We start from the raw sequence: 15458 nt of genomic DNA, 5'->3' as shown, positions 1-15458 counted from the left end.
GGTCGTCCCCGCGGAGATAGTGCGCGCCCCGGGGTCGTCCCCAGGGGCGGACCGGCATTGCGCCGGTCCGTTTTGCATTATACGGAGGAGGTGTAACCCCCCGCTGACCGAATGCCTCAGACGACCGGTGGAACGACCGCCTTGCGCGCCCGGACACCACGCACGATGCCGTACACGCTGATGAGGAACCAGGCCAGCTCCTGCACGAACGCGGACAGGTTGAACATGCCGAAGATCAGGGAAAGCAGGATGCCGAAGGCACCCAGCAGGTTCATCACCTGGTACGTATACCCCTGCCCCGACAGCTTATGTGCCTGAAGCAGAAAAAACGCGACCAGCACCAGCGCAACGCCGACCAGGCCGGCCCAGTCATGCCAGAACATCGAACTCATTTCTTCGCACCTCGCTGACGCAGCGCCTCGAACAACACGATACCCGTAGCGACGGATACGTTGAGACTCTCCATGCCACCCGGCATCGGGATCTTCGCCACGAAGTCACAGGTATCGCGGGTAAGACGGCGCATGCCGTCACCTTCGCTACCCATGACCAGGGCGACCGGACCCTTCAGGTCGATGGCATAGAGCGACTGATCCGTATCGCCGTCCATCCCCGTGATCCACACGCCTGCGTCCTTGAGCAGGCGCAGGGCGCGGGCGAGATTGGTGACCGCAATCACCGGCACCAGATCCGCACCGCCGGCTGACGCACGACGGACCGTCGGCGTAATGCCGACCGCGCGATCTTTCGGCATCACCACGGCGGTGACGTTGGCGGCCGCCGCGCTGCGCAGGCAGGCGCCGAGGTTATGCGGATCCGTCACACCGTCGAGCACGAGCACCAGCGCGTCCGCACCGGCCGCCTCGAGCAGATCGGGCAACGCACTCTCGTCGCGCAACGGCGGTGTTTCGTACCGCGCGATGACACCCTGATGGCGGGCTTCGCCACCGAGCTTCTCGAGCTGCTCCTTGCTCACCGTCTTGACGATGAGCCCGAGCTTGCGCGCCTGCGCGGCGATCTCGTTGACACGGGCGTTCTTCGAGTTCTGCTCGATCAATACTTCACGGACACGATCCGGGTCGTTGGCGAGAGAGCCTTCGACCGGATTGATCCCTACGATCCACGTCTCACTCATGCTTGCGGCTTGCTCCTGGGTTTACGCGGCCCACGCCGACCTGCGGATGTCTTCGCGGGGGCCTGGTCCGTCGGCGCCGGACCGGCCGCCGTTTTCGTTACGGCGCTTTTCTTCGCCGTGGATTTCTTCGCGACGGGCGCCTGGGCAACGTCGGACGGCGCACGGCGCCTCGATGTGACTTTGCGCGCCGAGGTGTCGGGAGACGCATCGCGACTGTCATCCCGACGAGCGCCACGACGACCTGACGGACGCGCATCCTCCGCACGTGCCTCGTCAGCCTGGCGCGGGCCACGCTGGCGTGAGCCACCTTGCGGCGCCGCGTCCTGGCGTGACGAGCCCTGACGCGAACCGCCGGCCGAGGAGCCGCGCTTTCGTGACGATGTTTCGGCCTCCGCCTCGCGCCTGGGCGCCCGCGCGGGACGCGCATGATGCTCAACCGGCTCTTCAACCGCAACCGGTGCCGCCGTCTTCTTGCCGAAGATCCGGCCGACGGCCTTCTTCGCGGCACGTCCCATCGCCATCCCCGCTTCCAGCATGCCCGAGCGAGGCGCCGGCTTGGCCGCGGCCACGACCTTCGGCGCAGGCTTCGGCAACTCGGCCAGACGTGCGACCAGGCGGAAGTCGATCTTGCGATCCTCGAGGCTGGCGCGCAGCACCTGCACGCTGACGTAGTCACCGAGGCGATACGCCACGCCCGTGCGCTCACCCTGCAACAGGTGACGTACGGGATCGAACTTGTAGTAATCGTTGGGCAGCTGCGAAACATGCACCAGACCCGACACGCGCGAGGCCGACAACTCGACAAACAGACCGAACGAGGTGACGCCGGTGATGGTGCCCGCGAATTCCTCGCCGACGTGCTTCTCCATCCACGCGCATTTGAAACGCTCATCCACGTCGCGCTCGGCCTCTTCGGCACGGCGCTCACGCTGCGAGCAGTGGATCGCCATCGCGGACATCTGCGTATCGCTGTAGATGTACTCGGCCGGCTTGCCGCGGGTCAGCGCGTAGCGGATGGCACGATGTACCAGCAGGTCGGGATAACGGCGGATGGGCGACGTGAAGTGGGCATACGCGTCCAGCGCCAGACCGAAGTGTCCCTGGTTCTCCGGATGGTAGATCGCCATGCTCTGCGCACGCAGCAGCACGGACTGGATCAGCTCCGCTTCCGGGCGGTCCTGCACTTTCTTCAGCAACGCCGAGAAATCGGCTGGCGTGACTTCGTCCGCCGGCGGCATCTTCAGCTTGAACTCCTTCAGGAACTGCAGGAGGTCGTCGTACTTTTCCGCCGGGGGCGGCGCATGCACGCGATACAGCGCGGGGATCTTGCGCTTGGTCAGGAAGCGCGCCGCCTGCACGTTGGCGGCGATCATGCATTCCTCGATCATCTTGTGCGCATCGTTGCGATCGGACGCGCCCATCGACTCGACATCGCCCGCGGGACCGAGACGGAACTTCACTTCCGGTGTTTCGAAATCGATGGCGCCGCGACGCTTGCGCGCCTTCGCCATGACCTTGTAGAGCTTGTGCAGCGTTTCGACCTGCGGCAGAACGTCGGCGATCTCGTCACGAACGTCCGCATTGCGCTCACCCACCGCCTGCCAGACCTTGTTATAGGTGAGGCGCGCGTGCGAGAACATCACCGCGTCGTAGAACTTGGAGCGTACGACGTCGCCGTCCTCGTCGATCTCCATGTCGCAGACCATGCACAGACGCTCGACCCTTGGCATCAGCGAGCAGATGCCGTTGGAAAGCGTCTCGGGCAACATCGGCACGACGAAGCCCGGGAAATACGTCGACGTGCTGCGGTTGTAGCCCTCGACGTCGAGCGGCGTACCGACCGGCACATAGTGCGAGACGTCGGCGATCGCCACGATGAGACGGAAACCGCCGTCCTTCAGCGACTCGGCATACACCGCGTCATCGAAGTCACGCGCGTCTTCGCCATCGATGGTGACCAGCGGAAGCTTGCGGATGTCCGTGCGGCCCTTGCGCTCTTCGGACGTCACCTTGGGTTCGACTTCCTCAGCCTGACGGATGACCTCCGGCGGGAACTCATGCGGCAGGTCGTGGCTGGCGATGGCCATCTCGACCACCAGCGACGGCTGCAGGCGCTCACCGAGGACGGCGCGCACGGTGCCCATGGGGCCACGGTGCTGGGTCGGCGGATCGGTGATCTCCACCACGACGATCTCGCCCGAGCGGGCGCCGGCGTCGCGGCCGGACGGAATCATGATGTTCTGGTGCAGGCGGCGATCGTCCGGCTCGACCAGGGTCACGCCGTTCTCGATGACCACGCGGCCGACCAGGCGCGGCGAGCGGCGCTCCAGCACCTCGACGATGGCGCCCTGCCGGCGGCCACGGCGGTCGATGCCGACGACGCTGGCGAGCACGCGGTCGCCATGCAGCACGCTGCGCATCTGCTGCGGCGACAGGTAAAGATCTTCTCCGCCCTCGTCCGGGCGCAGGAAGCCGTAGCCCTCGGCGTTGGCGATGACCCGGCCCGGCAGCAGGCTGAGCTTCTGGGCGGGTGCGTAGTCGCCGCGGCGGTTACGCAGCAGCTGGCCATCGCGGACCATGGCGCCCAGGCGACGGTTGAGGGCGACGATTTCGTACTCGTCGAACAGCCTCAGGGCGCGGGCGATGTCGTACTCGGCCAGCAACTCGCCCCGCTCTTCGAACAGCGCCAGGATGGCCTCGCGGCTGGGGATCGGCTTCTCGTAGCGCTGAGCTTCGCGATCGGCATGGGGGTCGACCACGGCACGCGCCGGGCCGTGCTGATCCAGCGCCTTGCCGGAGCGGCTGGACTTGGGTTTACGGGGGCCGCGGGCGGCATCCGAACCTTTAGTTTTCTTTGTCACGTATGAACCTTTGAAGGGGGACGCGAAATAGTTTCACATCCGGTGTGCAAAATCGTTGACAAGTTTCCCCGACCTACCTAATCTACGCGGCTCACGGGGCAGCGATGCTTCGGGACACCTGCCCAGGTGGCGGAATTGGTAGACGCACTAGTTTCAGGTACTAGCGGGTAAAACCGTGGAGGTTCGAGTCCTCTCTTGGGCACCAATTATAGACGAAGCCTCGCAGCGATGCGGGGCTTTGTTGTATCCGGGGTTCAGAAAGCTGCGTCTGGCGTACAGCGCGGTCACGATGTGCCGCTGCCATAGGTCTCTCTTGGCACCGGCGACGGACTCGCCGAGAATCCGGTGACACTGCATTGGGAAGCCCACGTGTTCACACGCCTGAAGTCGATCTTCGCAACGTCCGGGGGCAACAGCAGCGCGGATAACGATATCCGCCTCAATGTCTATGCCACCGTCAGCCCGCTGCCGAAGCCAAGCTTCCCTCACACGCTCCTCGGCGAGCGCGATCTGAGCGACCCGGAATTGCACGGCCACCTCGAGGGGTTCATCGGCTACACACTCAGCCGGGGCGACGGGGAAATGACTCACACCCGTTACCACGTGATGCGGCACCTTCAACGGGTGCAACACCATGTCAGCCTGATGCTGTCCTCGAATGCGCTCCCCGAGTTCGCTCGATGGGCCTGCCAGGCGAATGCGATCGTCTTCGACGACGACGGCAGGATCTGCGATCCCGAGGGCCGCGTGCTGATCGACAGCCAGGGCGCGGGAGATCCCACTGCGGAGTTGACCTACCCCGCCGACGCGCTGGAACGAAAGTCGCGCAGCGAAGCAAGGCTGCTGGCGGACGGTATCGCCGTGCGTGGCAGCCTGCCGCCCATCATCGGTGAGCACGAGGTCCAGTGGCGCACTGCCGATGAGGTGGCCGGACGCGTGATGGCCCTTCTCGCCGTGAGCGCGTTTGCCGAGGGCATACGGGACAACGACCCGCTCGACCTCGGGCAGATACGTGAACGGCTCCCGGCCGCCTTCTCGTATTTCTCGCAGGCCGAACAAGCGTTCCTGCAGGCCGCTACGCCCGACACGCACGTCGTCACCCAGATGGGGTGGCGTTATGAGAGCACGGCGATCCTCGCCTGGGCGGCGGGTCTGTGGCCGGAACTGCCGTCTCCCGGCGAGATATGCGACGTGTCCGGCCTGACCGGGCACCTGCTCGATGCGTCAGCACATGGTCTGCCGCCGACCCATGGCCTGCGGCCTGCAAACGAGATTCTCGACGCGCTCGACGAGACGATCCGATGGCACTGGGTCATTCGCGAAGCGGAACTCGGACGACGCGAATTCCCGCCCAACGTCATTCCCGGCGTCATCAGGGAACGGCACCACGCTCTGAACTGGCTCGTTGGTTTCGAGCGCGCGGATTGGGATGATGTGACGACGCCGACGTGAACTCACCAACCCGAAAGATCAGATCGGTCGTCCCGAACGAGAACTGGCAACTGGCGATCGCTTTCGACGACGGGACCACACGCCTGTTCAATGCGTCCGTGGCCCGGGAGGAGATGGGCTGGCCGCAGCTGGCCTATCCCCAGACCTTCAAACATTTCTCATATAGCGATAGCGCATTAACGTGGCCTCTGCTGGGTAACGTCACGGCTGACTACCTGTACGACAACTCCGCACCCGTCACGCAAGCCACCCTCGAGCATCATGCCCTTCGCCTCAGCTACAAAAACCAGGCACCGACCGAGGAAAACGCCACGCATCACGTCTATGGCATCTATCTCCACGCCTTCAGCGAAGCTCTTTTCGCCGTGGGCGAGTCCATTGGCGGCGGTCACGCCGAGCGGGGCGGATCGCGACGGATGACGCTGCGCGAATGGCGGGACTGGCCCGGCTGGAAAGAGCACGCCATTCTGTCCGGCGCCGAGTGGGCCATCCCGATCATCGAGTCCTGTATCAATGACCCTGAAATGCTGGTGGATCGCCTCGTCCGGGAGATCTGTCGCCGAGCGGCCGATCCTCAGTAAGAGGACATCGAGCCCTTAGGCCGGATAATGTCGCCCTGCCCCCACGGACCTCCTGACTCATGAACGACCTGATCGGCGAAGAAGCGGAGTTCTATCTGAAGGCCTTTCACGGCCTCGACTACGCCGAGGGCAAGCTCGCCTCCAAGACCTTCGAGGAATGCACGTTCACCCGATGCTCTTTCAGCGACGCCGTCCTCGACCACTGCAAGTTCATCGACTGCACGTTCAACGCCTGCGACCTGAGCAACGTCAAAGTCAATGCCAGCAAGTTCCAGAACGTGAGCTTCAACGAGTGCAAGGTGATCGGCGTGGACTGGGCGCGGGCCGACTGGCCGCGTTATGCGGCGCCAGCTCAACTGGCGTTTCGCAAGTCCGTGGTGAACTACTCGTCGTTCTTCGACCTGAATCTTCAGGAGCTGGTGCTCGAAGAGTGCAAGGCACGCAACGTTGACTTTCGCCAGGGCGATTTCGCGCGAGCCAACTTCACCTACTCCGATTTCGCCGAGAGCCTGTTCGGCAAGACGAAGCTGATGGGCGCGGACTTCAGCGAAGCGACCAACTACATCATGGACATTCGCGAGAACCAGATAAGAGGGGCCAAGTTCACGCGGACGGAGGCATCGGGGCTTCTCTACGGTCTGGGTATCGAGCTGGTCGACTGAAGCCAGGGACCGCAGGCATTGGTCAAGGCGCTCCTATGGCGCGCCCTTCAATACCTGCCTGGACCGATCCTCCGCGTGCCGCTGGGGTAATCAAGCCCGGGATCGTCGCCAGTCGCCCTTGATGGCGATCACTGCGAACAGAAGCAGTGTGATTCCGATCCTCGATGCAAGCGCAAGGGCGTAGTGCAGCCCGGGATCGATCAGCCGCGAAAGCGCAATCATGAGCGCGGCGTACACCAGCATGGTCACCCACCCCTGCCAGCTGCGAGGACCGATTCCCCAGCCAAATCGCTTCTTCCCGAACCAATACGTCCGATCAGCCTTCATGCCTGGCACCTCAAGGTTTTGTGCCGCTCAATGTACGCCGGCATGATCGCAAGAACTTGTCGACTTACGTGGCGAACCGGCAAAGCACACTAGCCTTGTGACGTTCCCGGCTATGATCCGATCCACACCCCACGAGGTATCAAGGATGACCGCTCGTTTATCACCCCGATTCGCTCTTTGGCGCGCTGGTGCCTTCTTCGGCATCCTCGCGGCAGCCGGCATCATCGTCTTCGTTCCCGCCGGACTTCGCGAAGCGGGAGTCCACGTGGCGAAAGCGTGGGGACTCGATCAGTGGGCCGCGCCGCTTTGTCTGTTGGGTGCCATACCCGGCGCGGTAATCGCAGATCGAATCCGAACGAACCGAACCTCCGCAAGTAGCTCGTAGGCACCTCGCATGGGATGCGTAGCGACTTCTATGATTCACTCCGCTCGATAAACAAAACGCGGCCAGGGAAGTGCTCTCGAATGGTCACGACCTCGGCATCAATGCCGGCTCCGTCAAGCGGATCGAGTCGACGCGTCATGATGGTCAGGTCGAGGCCCTGACGCCGAAGCTCCGACACCTCCGCCGGATCGGCGACACCGCCGTTGAGCCATATCGAAGCATGGCCCGCTGCCATATGGCGCCAGCGATCCCAGCCCTCTAGCGTCAACACAAAGACAATCATGGTGCGCTCCTATGGGTCGGACCATCAGACGCGACACCTCGTCGGGCACCTCGTCGAGGGTTCCTACAGGCGCCGTGCTCCCCTTGCCGGGAACGCGCAGCGAAACCGCCCCCGAAACTGACAGGATCACCTGCCACAATCTTTTCTGTGCCTTCGTAGTCCACTCTTGTGCCCCGCAGCAGAATGACGATAGTCCGACTCTATGGGTTCGATAGATTCAATCAGTTTCCGAACGCATCACGGCCAAGCGTACACTCCGACGAGGTCTTCCACAGGTTCGCGTCATGCCTACCAGCCAACGCGCCCCACTTATTGCATCCAGTGCCCTTTGCATGCGGGCCAACGATGCTTTGGTCGACCCTTCGGCAGCGCTGCTGCCCAACATCGTTGTCCCTTCGGCGCCCGGCGTCGAACCTCCGTGCAAGCCTGACACCCTGTAACGCCAGCATTTGGGACCTGTCCCAAGGAGAAAGAGCGCATGACCAATGAAGCCAAGTGCCCGTTCAACCATACCGCCGGCGGCGGTACGACCAATCGCGATTGGTGGCCCAAACAATTACGTGTCGACCTGCTGGCCCAGCATTCGAACAAGTCCAATCCCCTGGGTGAGCAGTTCAATTACGCCGAAGCGTTCAAGAGCCTCGATCTGGCGGCGGTCAAGGCCGACCTGACCAAGCTGATGACCGACTCGCAGGACTGGTGGCCCGCCGACTTCGGTCATTACGGCGGCTTGTTCATCCGCATGGCCTGGCACAGCGCCGGTACCTACCGCGTCGGCGACGGCCGTGGCGGCGGCGGTCGCGGTCAGCAGCGTTTTGCGCCGCTGAACAGCTGGCCCGATAACGTCAGCCTGGACAAGGCGCGCCGTCTGCTGTGGCCGATCAAGCAGAAGTATGGCCAGAAGATTTCCTGGGCGGATCTCTACATCCTGACCGGAAACGTCGCCCTGGAAAGCATGGGCTTCAAGACCTTCGGCTATGCCGGCGGCCGCGAAGACACCTGGGAACCCGACCAGGACGTGTACTGGGGTAACGAGAAAACCTGGCTGGGTGGCGACGTTCGCTACGGCAAGGGTGCCGCGGGTAAGGACGACGATGGCGGCGTCCTCGTTGCCGATGCCGAGAAGCATGGCGAAGAGCAGAGCCGCACCGATGGCGGTCGCAACCTCGAGAGCCCGCTCAGCGCGGTGCAGATGGGCCTCATCTACGTGAACCCGGAAGGTCCGGACGGCAATCCCGACCCGGCCGCCGCTGCGCACGACATCCGCGAAACCTTCGGCCGCATGGCCATGAACGACGAGGAGACCGTCGCGCTGATCGCTGGCGGTCACACCTTCGGCAAGACGCACGGCGCCGGCCCGGCCGATAACGTCGGTCCCGAGCCGGAAGGTTCCGACATCGAAAATCAGGGTTTCGGCTGGAAGAGCAGCTTCGGCAGCGGCAAGGGTGCGGATACCATCACCAGCGGCCTCGAAGTCACCTGGACCAGCACGCCCACCAAGTGGGGCAACGGCTTTTTCGAGAACCTGTTCGGTCACGAGTGGGAGCTGACGAAGAGCCCGGCCGGCGCCCATCAGTGGATCGCGAAGGACGCCGAGGAGACCATCCCGCACGCCTTCGATCCGTCGAAGAAGCAGCGCCCGACGATGCTGACCACCGACCTCTCGCTGCGCGTGGACCCGGCTTACGAAAAGATCTCCCGCCGTTTCCTGGAAAATCCGGACCAGTTCGCCGACGCGTTCGCCCGCGCGTGGTTCAAGCTGACCCACCGCGATATGGGGCCCCGCGCCCGTTACCTGGGGCCGGAAGTGCCGTCCGAGGTGCTCGACTGGCAGGATCCGATTCCGGCGGTCGATCACCCGCTCATCGGCGAGTCCGACCTGGGCGCACTGAAGGAAAAGATCCTTGCGTCGGGTCTGACCGTTGCCGAACTGGTCACCACGGCCTGGGCTTCCGCGTCCACCTTCCGCGGCTCCGACAAACGCGGCGGCGCTAACGGCGCGCGCATTCGCCTGGCACCGCAGAAAGACTGGGAAGCCAACCAGCCCGAACAGCTCGCCAAGGTGCTGAACGTCCTCGAAGGCATCAAGAAGGACTCGGATGCCGCAGGCAAGAAGGTCTCCATCGCCGACCTCATCGTGCTGGCGGGTAACGCCGGCATCGAAAAGGCCGCGAAGGATGCGGGTCACGCCGTAACCGTGCCCTTCTCCCCCGGTCGTGGCGATGCCACACAGGACCAGACGGATGTCGAATCCGTGGGCGCGCTCGAGCCGAAGGCCGATGGCTTCCGCAATTACCTCAAGCGCAAGTGGCGTGTACCCGCCGAAGCCCTTCTGATCGACAAGGCCCAGTTGCTGACCTTGACCGCGCCGGAGATGACCGTGCTGGTCGGTGGCCTTCGCGCGCTGGGTGTGCGCTCAGGTAACGACAAGCATGGTGAGTTCACATCCAGGCCGGGCACGCTCACGAACGACTTCTTCCGTAACCTGCTCGACATGGGTACGGAATGGCGAGCGATGTCATCGGCACAGGATGTGTTCGAAGGCGTCGATCGCAAGTCGGGCGAACGTAAGTTCACCGGAACGCGCGTCGACCTGATCTTCGGCTCGCATGCGCAGCTGCGTGCCATCGCCGAGGTGTATGCGACGGAAGATGCGCAGGCGAAGTTCGTGACGGACTTCGTGGCGGCATGGACCAAGGTGATGAATCTGGATCGCTTCGATCTGAAGTAACCGGGCACGTGTATCGTTTGATCTGAAGGCCGCCGGGACTCGTTCCCGGCGGCCTTTCTGCTTACGGCTCAACGGCCACTCTTGACACGTCGGCCGACCGCACGAAGACTCAGGCCGAAGCACAGACATGGAACGCATATGCGCGTCGATAGATCGTCACCCCGCGATCGACGGGAAACCCGGAACGGGCTCAAGAACTTCGAGTTGCAGGTCATCAAGGCCATGGCGTGCGATGTTCTCAGTGACGAGATGCTGAACGAGCTCGCAAACCCCGGTATACCCGTGGTCTACGAATACACCGGCTGCGGCTATTTCGTGACTGTCGAACATGGTGCATTGCCTGCTGTTGAGCGGACACTGTCGGTGCCCCCACTGGTCGGTTCGCTCGGCGAAGTCGTATGCGGGTTCGTCGTCTATCTCGGAAAGCACGAACTGACTCTCGAAATTCACGAGTGGGGCCCGTTCTCCGTGACGAACGATTTTCGCGAGAGCGACGTCGTGGTCCGTGATCCCATGCCATGCGATCTCGACAAGTGACCGCGGTTAGTCCAGGGAACTGCGTCGCACATCGCCGTCAATCCCGATTGCGATACACCTCGGGAACGAACGAATAACCGGCCCCCTGCTTCGCCACGTGCCCGCGCTGGTCCTCGCGCAAACAGACGGCGTCGCCACGCTGCCCAGTCGCCTGCTGCAACGCTACACCTCGCTCGTCGACGTGATCGATCTTCCCGTCGAGATCCCGGGGTTTCAGTTCGCGATGGGCTGGCATCCGCGTGCTCAGCAGGATGAATCGTTGCGCTGGTTGCGGCAGTGCTTTCTGGATGCCGTGAAGCCGGACGCTGCGGCCTGAGGCTGCGCGTCACACGTCAGCTGCTCGACACCGCCATCAGATAAGCGCGACACATGATCGGCAGCTGCGCCCTTAGCATCGCCAGCGAAGACGCCGGCGCTTCCTTCTCCAGCACTTCGCGTACCGTTCCCACGAGAATCGTACGCACGGCAAACGTCACCGTCGGCAGGTCGTCGAAGTGGGCATCGGCCGCGCTGGCAAGCAGCCGCTCGATCGCCTGGTCGGCGCGGCGGACGATGTCGTCGATCAGGTCATCGGTGTCGAGTTCGGCAGCCACCGTATAGAGCACACGAGAACCGGGCATGTGGCGTAGCTTCGCTTCGAGATAGGCATGCACCAGCCCATCGGCCATCTCACCCAGCCGCGCACCTTCGAGCCGGACGCAGGCCTCTTCGGTCGCGATCACCACCTCATAGAGGTACTGCTCCAGCACCGCGTACAGCAGCGCCTCCTTGTGCGGGAAGTACTGGTACATCGTTCCCACCGACACCCCTGCCCGCTCGGCCACCCGCGTAGTGGTCAGCTTGACCAGGCCGTCGAACAGCAAAACCTGAAACGTCGCCTCGAAAATCGCCGCGACTGTGGCGGTCGAGCGGGCCTGACGCGGGGTTTTACGCGGCTTGAGGGGGTCTGAAGGGACGACGGCCATATGCGAATGTAAAAACCGAAGGATGATTCATAAATTAACTCATAGCGCCATCCGCCACCTAATCCAGAAGGAAACGCCATGAGCAACACCGATCGACGCATCTCCCTCATCACCGGTGCCAACAAGGGCATCGGTCTCGAAATCGCCCGCCAGCTCGGCAAGGCCGGCCATCGCATCCTGCTAGGCGCCCGTGACACCGGCCGTGGCCAGCAGGCCGCCAAAACGCTCAGCGACGAAGGCATCGATGTCCGCTTCGTCTCACTCGATCTCGGCAGTCCGGCATCGATCAAGGCCGCCGCGGCGGATATCGAAGCCAACGAGGGCCGTCTGGACGTCCTCGTGAACAATGCTGGCGTCGCCGTGCAAGGCGACGGCAACACCAGCACCGCGACGATGGACGCCGTGCGCACCACTTTCGAGACGAATTTCTTCGGGACGGTGGAAGTCACCCAGGCTCTGTTGCCGCTGGTGAAGAAGTCCGCCTCGGGGCGCATCGTTAACATCTCCAGCGGCCTCGGCTCCATCGCGCTGAATGCCGATCCGACGTGGGACTATGCCGCGGTCAAGCTGATCGGTTACAACGCGTCGAAAGCCGCGCTGAACATGTTCACCGTGATCCTCGCCGATGAGCTGAAGGACACCGGGATCAAGGTCAACGTCGTCAATCCCGGTTACACCGCGACGGACCTCAACGGCAACAGTGGTCACCAGACCGTGGCCGAGGGCGCGCAGGAAGCCGTGCGAGTCGCGCTGCTTCCCGACGATGGCCCGACGGGCGCGTTCACCAGCAAGGAAGGTCCGGATCCTTGGTGAACACCAATCCCGCGACGTAATCAGGTCGCGGACGGGCTCTGCGTAAACATCTCGACGAGGCTGTGCGGCGCACGCTCGCCGAAACAGATGTCGAGGAGTTCGTCCGCGTCCGCCGCCGCCGAAGCGCTGCGTGGAAACAGCGTCGCCTCGTATGCGGCAAGCGCCGCTTCGATGTCGCCGGGATGCGCCACGATGGCCTGGGCCAGTTCCGCGCCATCCCACATCGCCAGATTGGCGCCCTCACCCGAGGGCGCCATCAGGTGGGCGGCGTCGCCGAGCAAGGTCACCCCGGGAGCGCGATCCCAACGATGATCGCCCGGTAACGCATGAATGATGCGGAGGACGGGCGGCGTTTCACCATCGGTAATCAGCGCGGTGAGGCCCGACGCCCAGCCGTCGAATTCCAGGGCCACGCGAGCCCTTGCTGCCGCCGGATCGGAGACGTCGATCTCGGCCATCCAGGCTTCGGATCGCCTGAGCGCCACATAGGTATGAAGCGCGCCATCCGGCTCCCGGTGCGCAAGGATGCCTTTGCCAGGCATCGCGGCAAACATGGCGCCACCACCAACCGCATCCGCTGCCGCCTTGTGGCGCTCGTCGCTTTCGTATAGGTAGGTCTCGACATACGACATGCCCACGTAGGCCGGCCTGGCATCCGACAGCAACGAACGCACCTTCGACCAAGCGCCGTCGGCACCGACGAGAAGGTCGGTCGTCACGCTCGATCCGTCGACGAAGGTCAGGCGATGCTGCGCACCTCCCGCTGGCGATGCGCTGACAAGCTTGCGTCCCCACTGGATAGCGCCAGCCGGCAGCGACTCGATCAGCATGCGGCGAAGCTCACCACGAGGCACTTCCGGTCGGCCACCGGTGCCGTCATCGGGCTCGTCGAACAGGACGCGACCGTCCGCGTCGAGCACGCGGGTTTGCTGACCGCCAGGGTGAACGAGCGCCTGAAAGGCTTCGAAGAGACCTGCCGCCCTGAGTGCCCGCTGCCCATCACGTTCGTGGATGTCGAGCATGCCACCCTGCGTACGTGCCGTCGCCGAGGCCTCTGCCTCGAACACCGTCGACGCGATGCCATGGACGTGGAGAACGCGCGCCAGCACCAGGCCGCCAAGACCGGCACCGACGATCGCTATGGGGGTATGCATGGGGAAAGACCTTACGAAATGGCTTATGGAACGTCGTTCCAATCATCTTGGAACGACGTTCCATCCATGTCAAGATGGCTCATGGTCAAGAAAGCTGCCCCCACCCCGCGCCGCGAAGACTCCCTCTCGCGGGACCGTATCGTCGACACGGCTATCGAACTCCTCGACGCCGAGGGTGAGAGCGGTTTGACGTTTCGCGCTCTGGCGGGGCGGCTCGCCACGGGCCCGGGCGCGATCTACTGGCACGTCGCCAATAAAGGCGAGTTGCTGACAGCCGCGTGCGACGCGATCGTCAGCCGGACGATGACTATCGCAGTGGCTGGCGAGTCGCCGGAAACCGACATCCGCGCACTCGCTCTGGGTCTGTTCGACGCCATCGACGAGCACCCATGGGTGGGCTCCGCACTCACGCGCGCGCCCGGGCAGCTGCCTGCCGTTCGCATACTCGAAGGACTCGGCCAGGCCCTCTGCGCGCTTGGCGTTCCCGCCGAGAGGCAGTGGCCGACGGTGTCGGCATTGCTGAGTTACATCCTCGGCGTGGCGGGACAGAATGCGGCCAATGCGCATGTCGGCAGAACGCTGGGGACGGATCGCCTGGCCTTCCTGTCGAGTGTCGCCGCGACGTGGTCCGAGCTCGACGAAGAGGCCTTTCCGTTTGTGCGGAGCATGGCGGGGCCTCTGCGCGAGCATGACGATCGCGCGGATTTTCTGGCGGGGATCGATCTGATTCTTGGCGGGGTCTGCGGACGGACGGACGTATAAGCCGACGGGCAGAATGCCTACGCCGGCTGGCGGGCTCCGCCGCTCGTTGACAATATCGCAATTTGCGATAGTCTTCGAATCATGGCTTACGGAAGAGTGCAATGCGCGTCATCACGAATCGGCGCCTGGCCGAATTCGGCAGCCGTCACATTGACGCAAACGAACCCCTCCAAGTCTGGCGAAAGCTTCTTGAGTCGCGCAGCTACTTTGGATTTAGCGACATGAAGTCAACCTTCGGCGCAGTTGATGTCGTAGGCGACAAGCATGTATTCAACATACGGGGCAACCGGTATCGGATCGTTTGCGGCATCAGCTACTCGACGCAAATTTGTTTCATAAAAGCGTTGTTGACGCACAGCGAATACGACGAAGGAAAATGGAAATGAAAGCAAGACACTCGCTCGCCTCGGTGCAAAAAGGCTGGGAAGCGTTCCAGAAGATGTCAGGCATGCGTCATATAGCCAACGACAAAGACTATGAAGAAGTCGTCGCGCTCGCCGATGCGCTCGTTGATATCGGTGCTATGGACGAAAAACACGCCAGCCATTCGTTGTTCGCGGTTCTGGCAGACCTCATCTACGCCTATGACCAGCGAAATTATCGCCAGGCCGATGTACACGGCGTCGACCTCCTTCGCTTTTTGATGGAACAGCACGATCTCCGGCAGAATCAACTGCCAGAGATCGGGACACAAAGCGTGGTCTCCGAAATTCTCGCCGGCAAGCGCGATCTCACGGTGACTCACATTCGCGGGTTATCGGAGCGTTTCGGCCTTAGTCCAGCCGTCTTCTTCTAAGCGCCGGCGTCAGG

17 protein-coding genes and 1 tRNA gene are annotated in these 15458 nt (G+C 63.2%); 11 read left to right on the top strand and 7 right to left on the bottom strand.

Features of this window, described 5'->3' with window-relative positions:
- Positions 1 to 116: 116 nt before the first annotated feature.
- Genes B5X73_RS13050 through rnr form a run of 3 tightly spaced genes read right to left on the bottom strand, consistent with a single transcriptional unit; the run spans position 117 to position 3894 of the window.
- A complete protein-coding gene (locus tag B5X73_RS13050) occupies positions 117 to 392 on the bottom strand; it encodes a CBU_0592 family membrane protein (RefSeq protein WP_036114189.1) in 276 nt (91 codons plus the stop codon).
- Positions 389 to 1135, bottom strand: coding sequence for a 23S rRNA (guanosine(2251)-2'-O)-methyltransferase RlmB (gene rlmB, locus B5X73_RS13045; RefSeq protein WP_079522046.1), 747 nt, complete (start codon positions 1133 to 1135; stop codon positions 389 to 391). The genes B5X73_RS13050 and rlmB overlap by 4 nt, the downstream gene beginning before the upstream one ends.
- Positions 1132 to 3894, bottom strand: coding sequence for a ribonuclease R (rnr, locus tag B5X73_RS13040; protein ID WP_139382784.1), 2763 nt, complete (start codon positions 3892 to 3894; stop codon positions 1132 to 1134). Before rnr ends, rlmB begins: the two co-directional genes overlap by 4 nt.
- A gap of 222 nt (positions 3895 to 4116) precedes the next feature.
- Between rnr and B5X73_RS13035 the strand changes: the two genes are divergently transcribed.
- The 4 genes from B5X73_RS13035 to B5X73_RS13020 all read left to right on the top strand — a co-directional run bounded on the left by B5X73_RS13035 (position 4117) and on the right by B5X73_RS13020 (position 6691).
- Positions 4117 to 4201, top strand: a tRNA-Leu gene (locus tag B5X73_RS13035).
- Between the two features lie 164 nt (positions 4202 to 4365).
- Positions 4366 to 5448 (top strand): DUF4272 domain-containing protein, encoded by a 1083-nt coding sequence (locus B5X73_RS13030; protein WP_079522044.1) that lies wholly within the window; start codon positions 4366 to 4368, stop codon positions 5446 to 5448.
- Positions 5445 to 6029 carry a DUF2442 domain-containing protein gene (locus B5X73_RS13025; protein WP_079522043.1) on the top strand — a complete coding sequence of 195 codons (585 nt, stop codon included), beginning with the start codon at positions 5445 to 5447 and terminating at the stop codon, positions 6027 to 6029. Before B5X73_RS13030 ends, B5X73_RS13025 begins: the two co-directional genes overlap by 4 nt.
- 59 nt (positions 6030 to 6088) lie before the next feature.
- Entirely contained in the window at positions 6089 to 6691 is a 603-nt protein-coding gene (locus tag B5X73_RS13020) for a pentapeptide repeat-containing protein (RefSeq protein WP_079522042.1), read from the top strand.
- 90 nt (positions 6692 to 6781) lie between these two features.
- Here the strand turns inward: B5X73_RS13020 and B5X73_RS13015 are convergent, their stop codons facing one another.
- Positions 6782 to 7018: a hypothetical protein gene (locus B5X73_RS13015; protein WP_079522041.1), complete on the bottom strand. Its 237-nt coding sequence runs from the start codon at positions 7016 to 7018 to the stop codon at positions 6782 to 6784.
- 413 nt (positions 7019 to 7431) lie between these two features.
- Positions 7432 to 7686, bottom strand: a complete 255-nt coding sequence (locus tag B5X73_RS13010; RefSeq protein ID WP_079522040.1) for a hypothetical protein — start codon at positions 7684 to 7686, stop codon at positions 7432 to 7434.
- 478 nt (positions 7687 to 8164) lie between these two features.
- On the opposite strand from B5X73_RS13010, the gene katG reads away from it, so the two are divergent.
- From katG to B5X73_RS12995, 3 genes are all read left to right on the top strand, one after another.
- A complete protein-coding gene (gene katG / locus B5X73_RS13005; RefSeq protein ID WP_079522039.1) occupies positions 8165 to 10417 on the top strand; it encodes a catalase/peroxidase HPI in 2253 nt (750 codons plus the stop codon).
- A gap of 138 nt (positions 10418 to 10555) precedes the next feature.
- Positions 10556 to 10954 carry a hypothetical protein gene (locus B5X73_RS13000; protein ID WP_079522038.1) on the top strand — a complete coding sequence of 133 codons (399 nt, stop codon included), beginning with the start codon at positions 10556 to 10558 and terminating at the stop codon, positions 10952 to 10954.
- 97 nt (positions 10955 to 11051) lie between these two features.
- On the top strand, positions 11052 to 11270 hold the full coding sequence (locus B5X73_RS12995; RefSeq protein WP_079522037.1) for a type 2 periplasmic-binding domain-containing protein: 219 nt from the start codon (positions 11052 to 11054) through the stop codon (positions 11268 to 11270).
- 16 nt (positions 11271 to 11286) lie between these two features.
- On the opposite strand, the gene B5X73_RS12990 is transcribed toward B5X73_RS12995, so the two are convergent.
- Positions 11287 to 11919 (bottom strand): TetR/AcrR family transcriptional regulator, encoded by a 633-nt coding sequence (locus B5X73_RS12990; RefSeq protein ID WP_079522036.1) that lies wholly within the window; start codon positions 11917 to 11919, stop codon positions 11287 to 11289.
- A gap of 78 nt (positions 11920 to 11997) precedes the next feature.
- Here B5X73_RS12990 and B5X73_RS12985 point away from each other — a divergent pair, with 78 nt between their 5' ends.
- Positions 11998 to 12732, top strand: a complete 735-nt coding sequence (locus tag B5X73_RS12985) for an SDR family oxidoreductase (protein WP_043693287.1) — start codon at positions 11998 to 12000, stop codon at positions 12730 to 12732.
- 20 nt (positions 12733 to 12752) lie between these two features.
- Here the strand turns inward: B5X73_RS12985 and B5X73_RS12980 are convergent, their stop codons facing one another.
- Positions 12753 to 13886, bottom strand: coding sequence for an FAD-dependent oxidoreductase (locus B5X73_RS12980; protein WP_079522035.1), 1134 nt, complete (start codon positions 13884 to 13886; stop codon positions 12753 to 12755).
- 81 nt (positions 13887 to 13967) lie between these two features.
- Here B5X73_RS12980 and B5X73_RS12975 point away from each other — a divergent pair, with 81 nt between their 5' ends.
- The 3 genes from B5X73_RS12975 to B5X73_RS12965 all read left to right on the top strand — a co-directional run bounded on the left by B5X73_RS12975 (position 13968) and on the right by B5X73_RS12965 (position 15444).
- Positions 13968 to 14648 carry a TetR/AcrR family transcriptional regulator gene (locus tag B5X73_RS12975; protein WP_079522034.1) on the top strand — a complete coding sequence of 227 codons (681 nt, stop codon included), beginning with the start codon at positions 13968 to 13970 and terminating at the stop codon, positions 14646 to 14648.
- Between the two features lie 101 nt (positions 14649 to 14749).
- On the top strand, positions 14750 to 15034 hold the full coding sequence (locus B5X73_RS12970) for a type II toxin-antitoxin system HigB family toxin (RefSeq protein WP_079522033.1): 285 nt from the start codon (positions 14750 to 14752) through the stop codon (positions 15032 to 15034).
- On the top strand, positions 15031 to 15444 hold the full coding sequence (locus B5X73_RS12965) for a helix-turn-helix domain-containing protein (RefSeq protein WP_079522032.1): 414 nt from the start codon (positions 15031 to 15033) through the stop codon (positions 15442 to 15444). Before B5X73_RS12970 ends, B5X73_RS12965 begins: the two co-directional genes overlap by 4 nt.
- Positions 15445 to 15458 lie beyond the last annotated feature (14 nt).

The organism is Luteibacter sp. 22Crub2.1, from assembly GCF_900167995.1.
Taxonomy (GTDB): domain Bacteria; phylum Pseudomonadota; class Gammaproteobacteria; order Xanthomonadales; family Rhodanobacteraceae; genus Luteibacter; species Luteibacter mycovicinus.
This window is presented reverse-complemented; position numbering and strand designations above follow the sequence as displayed.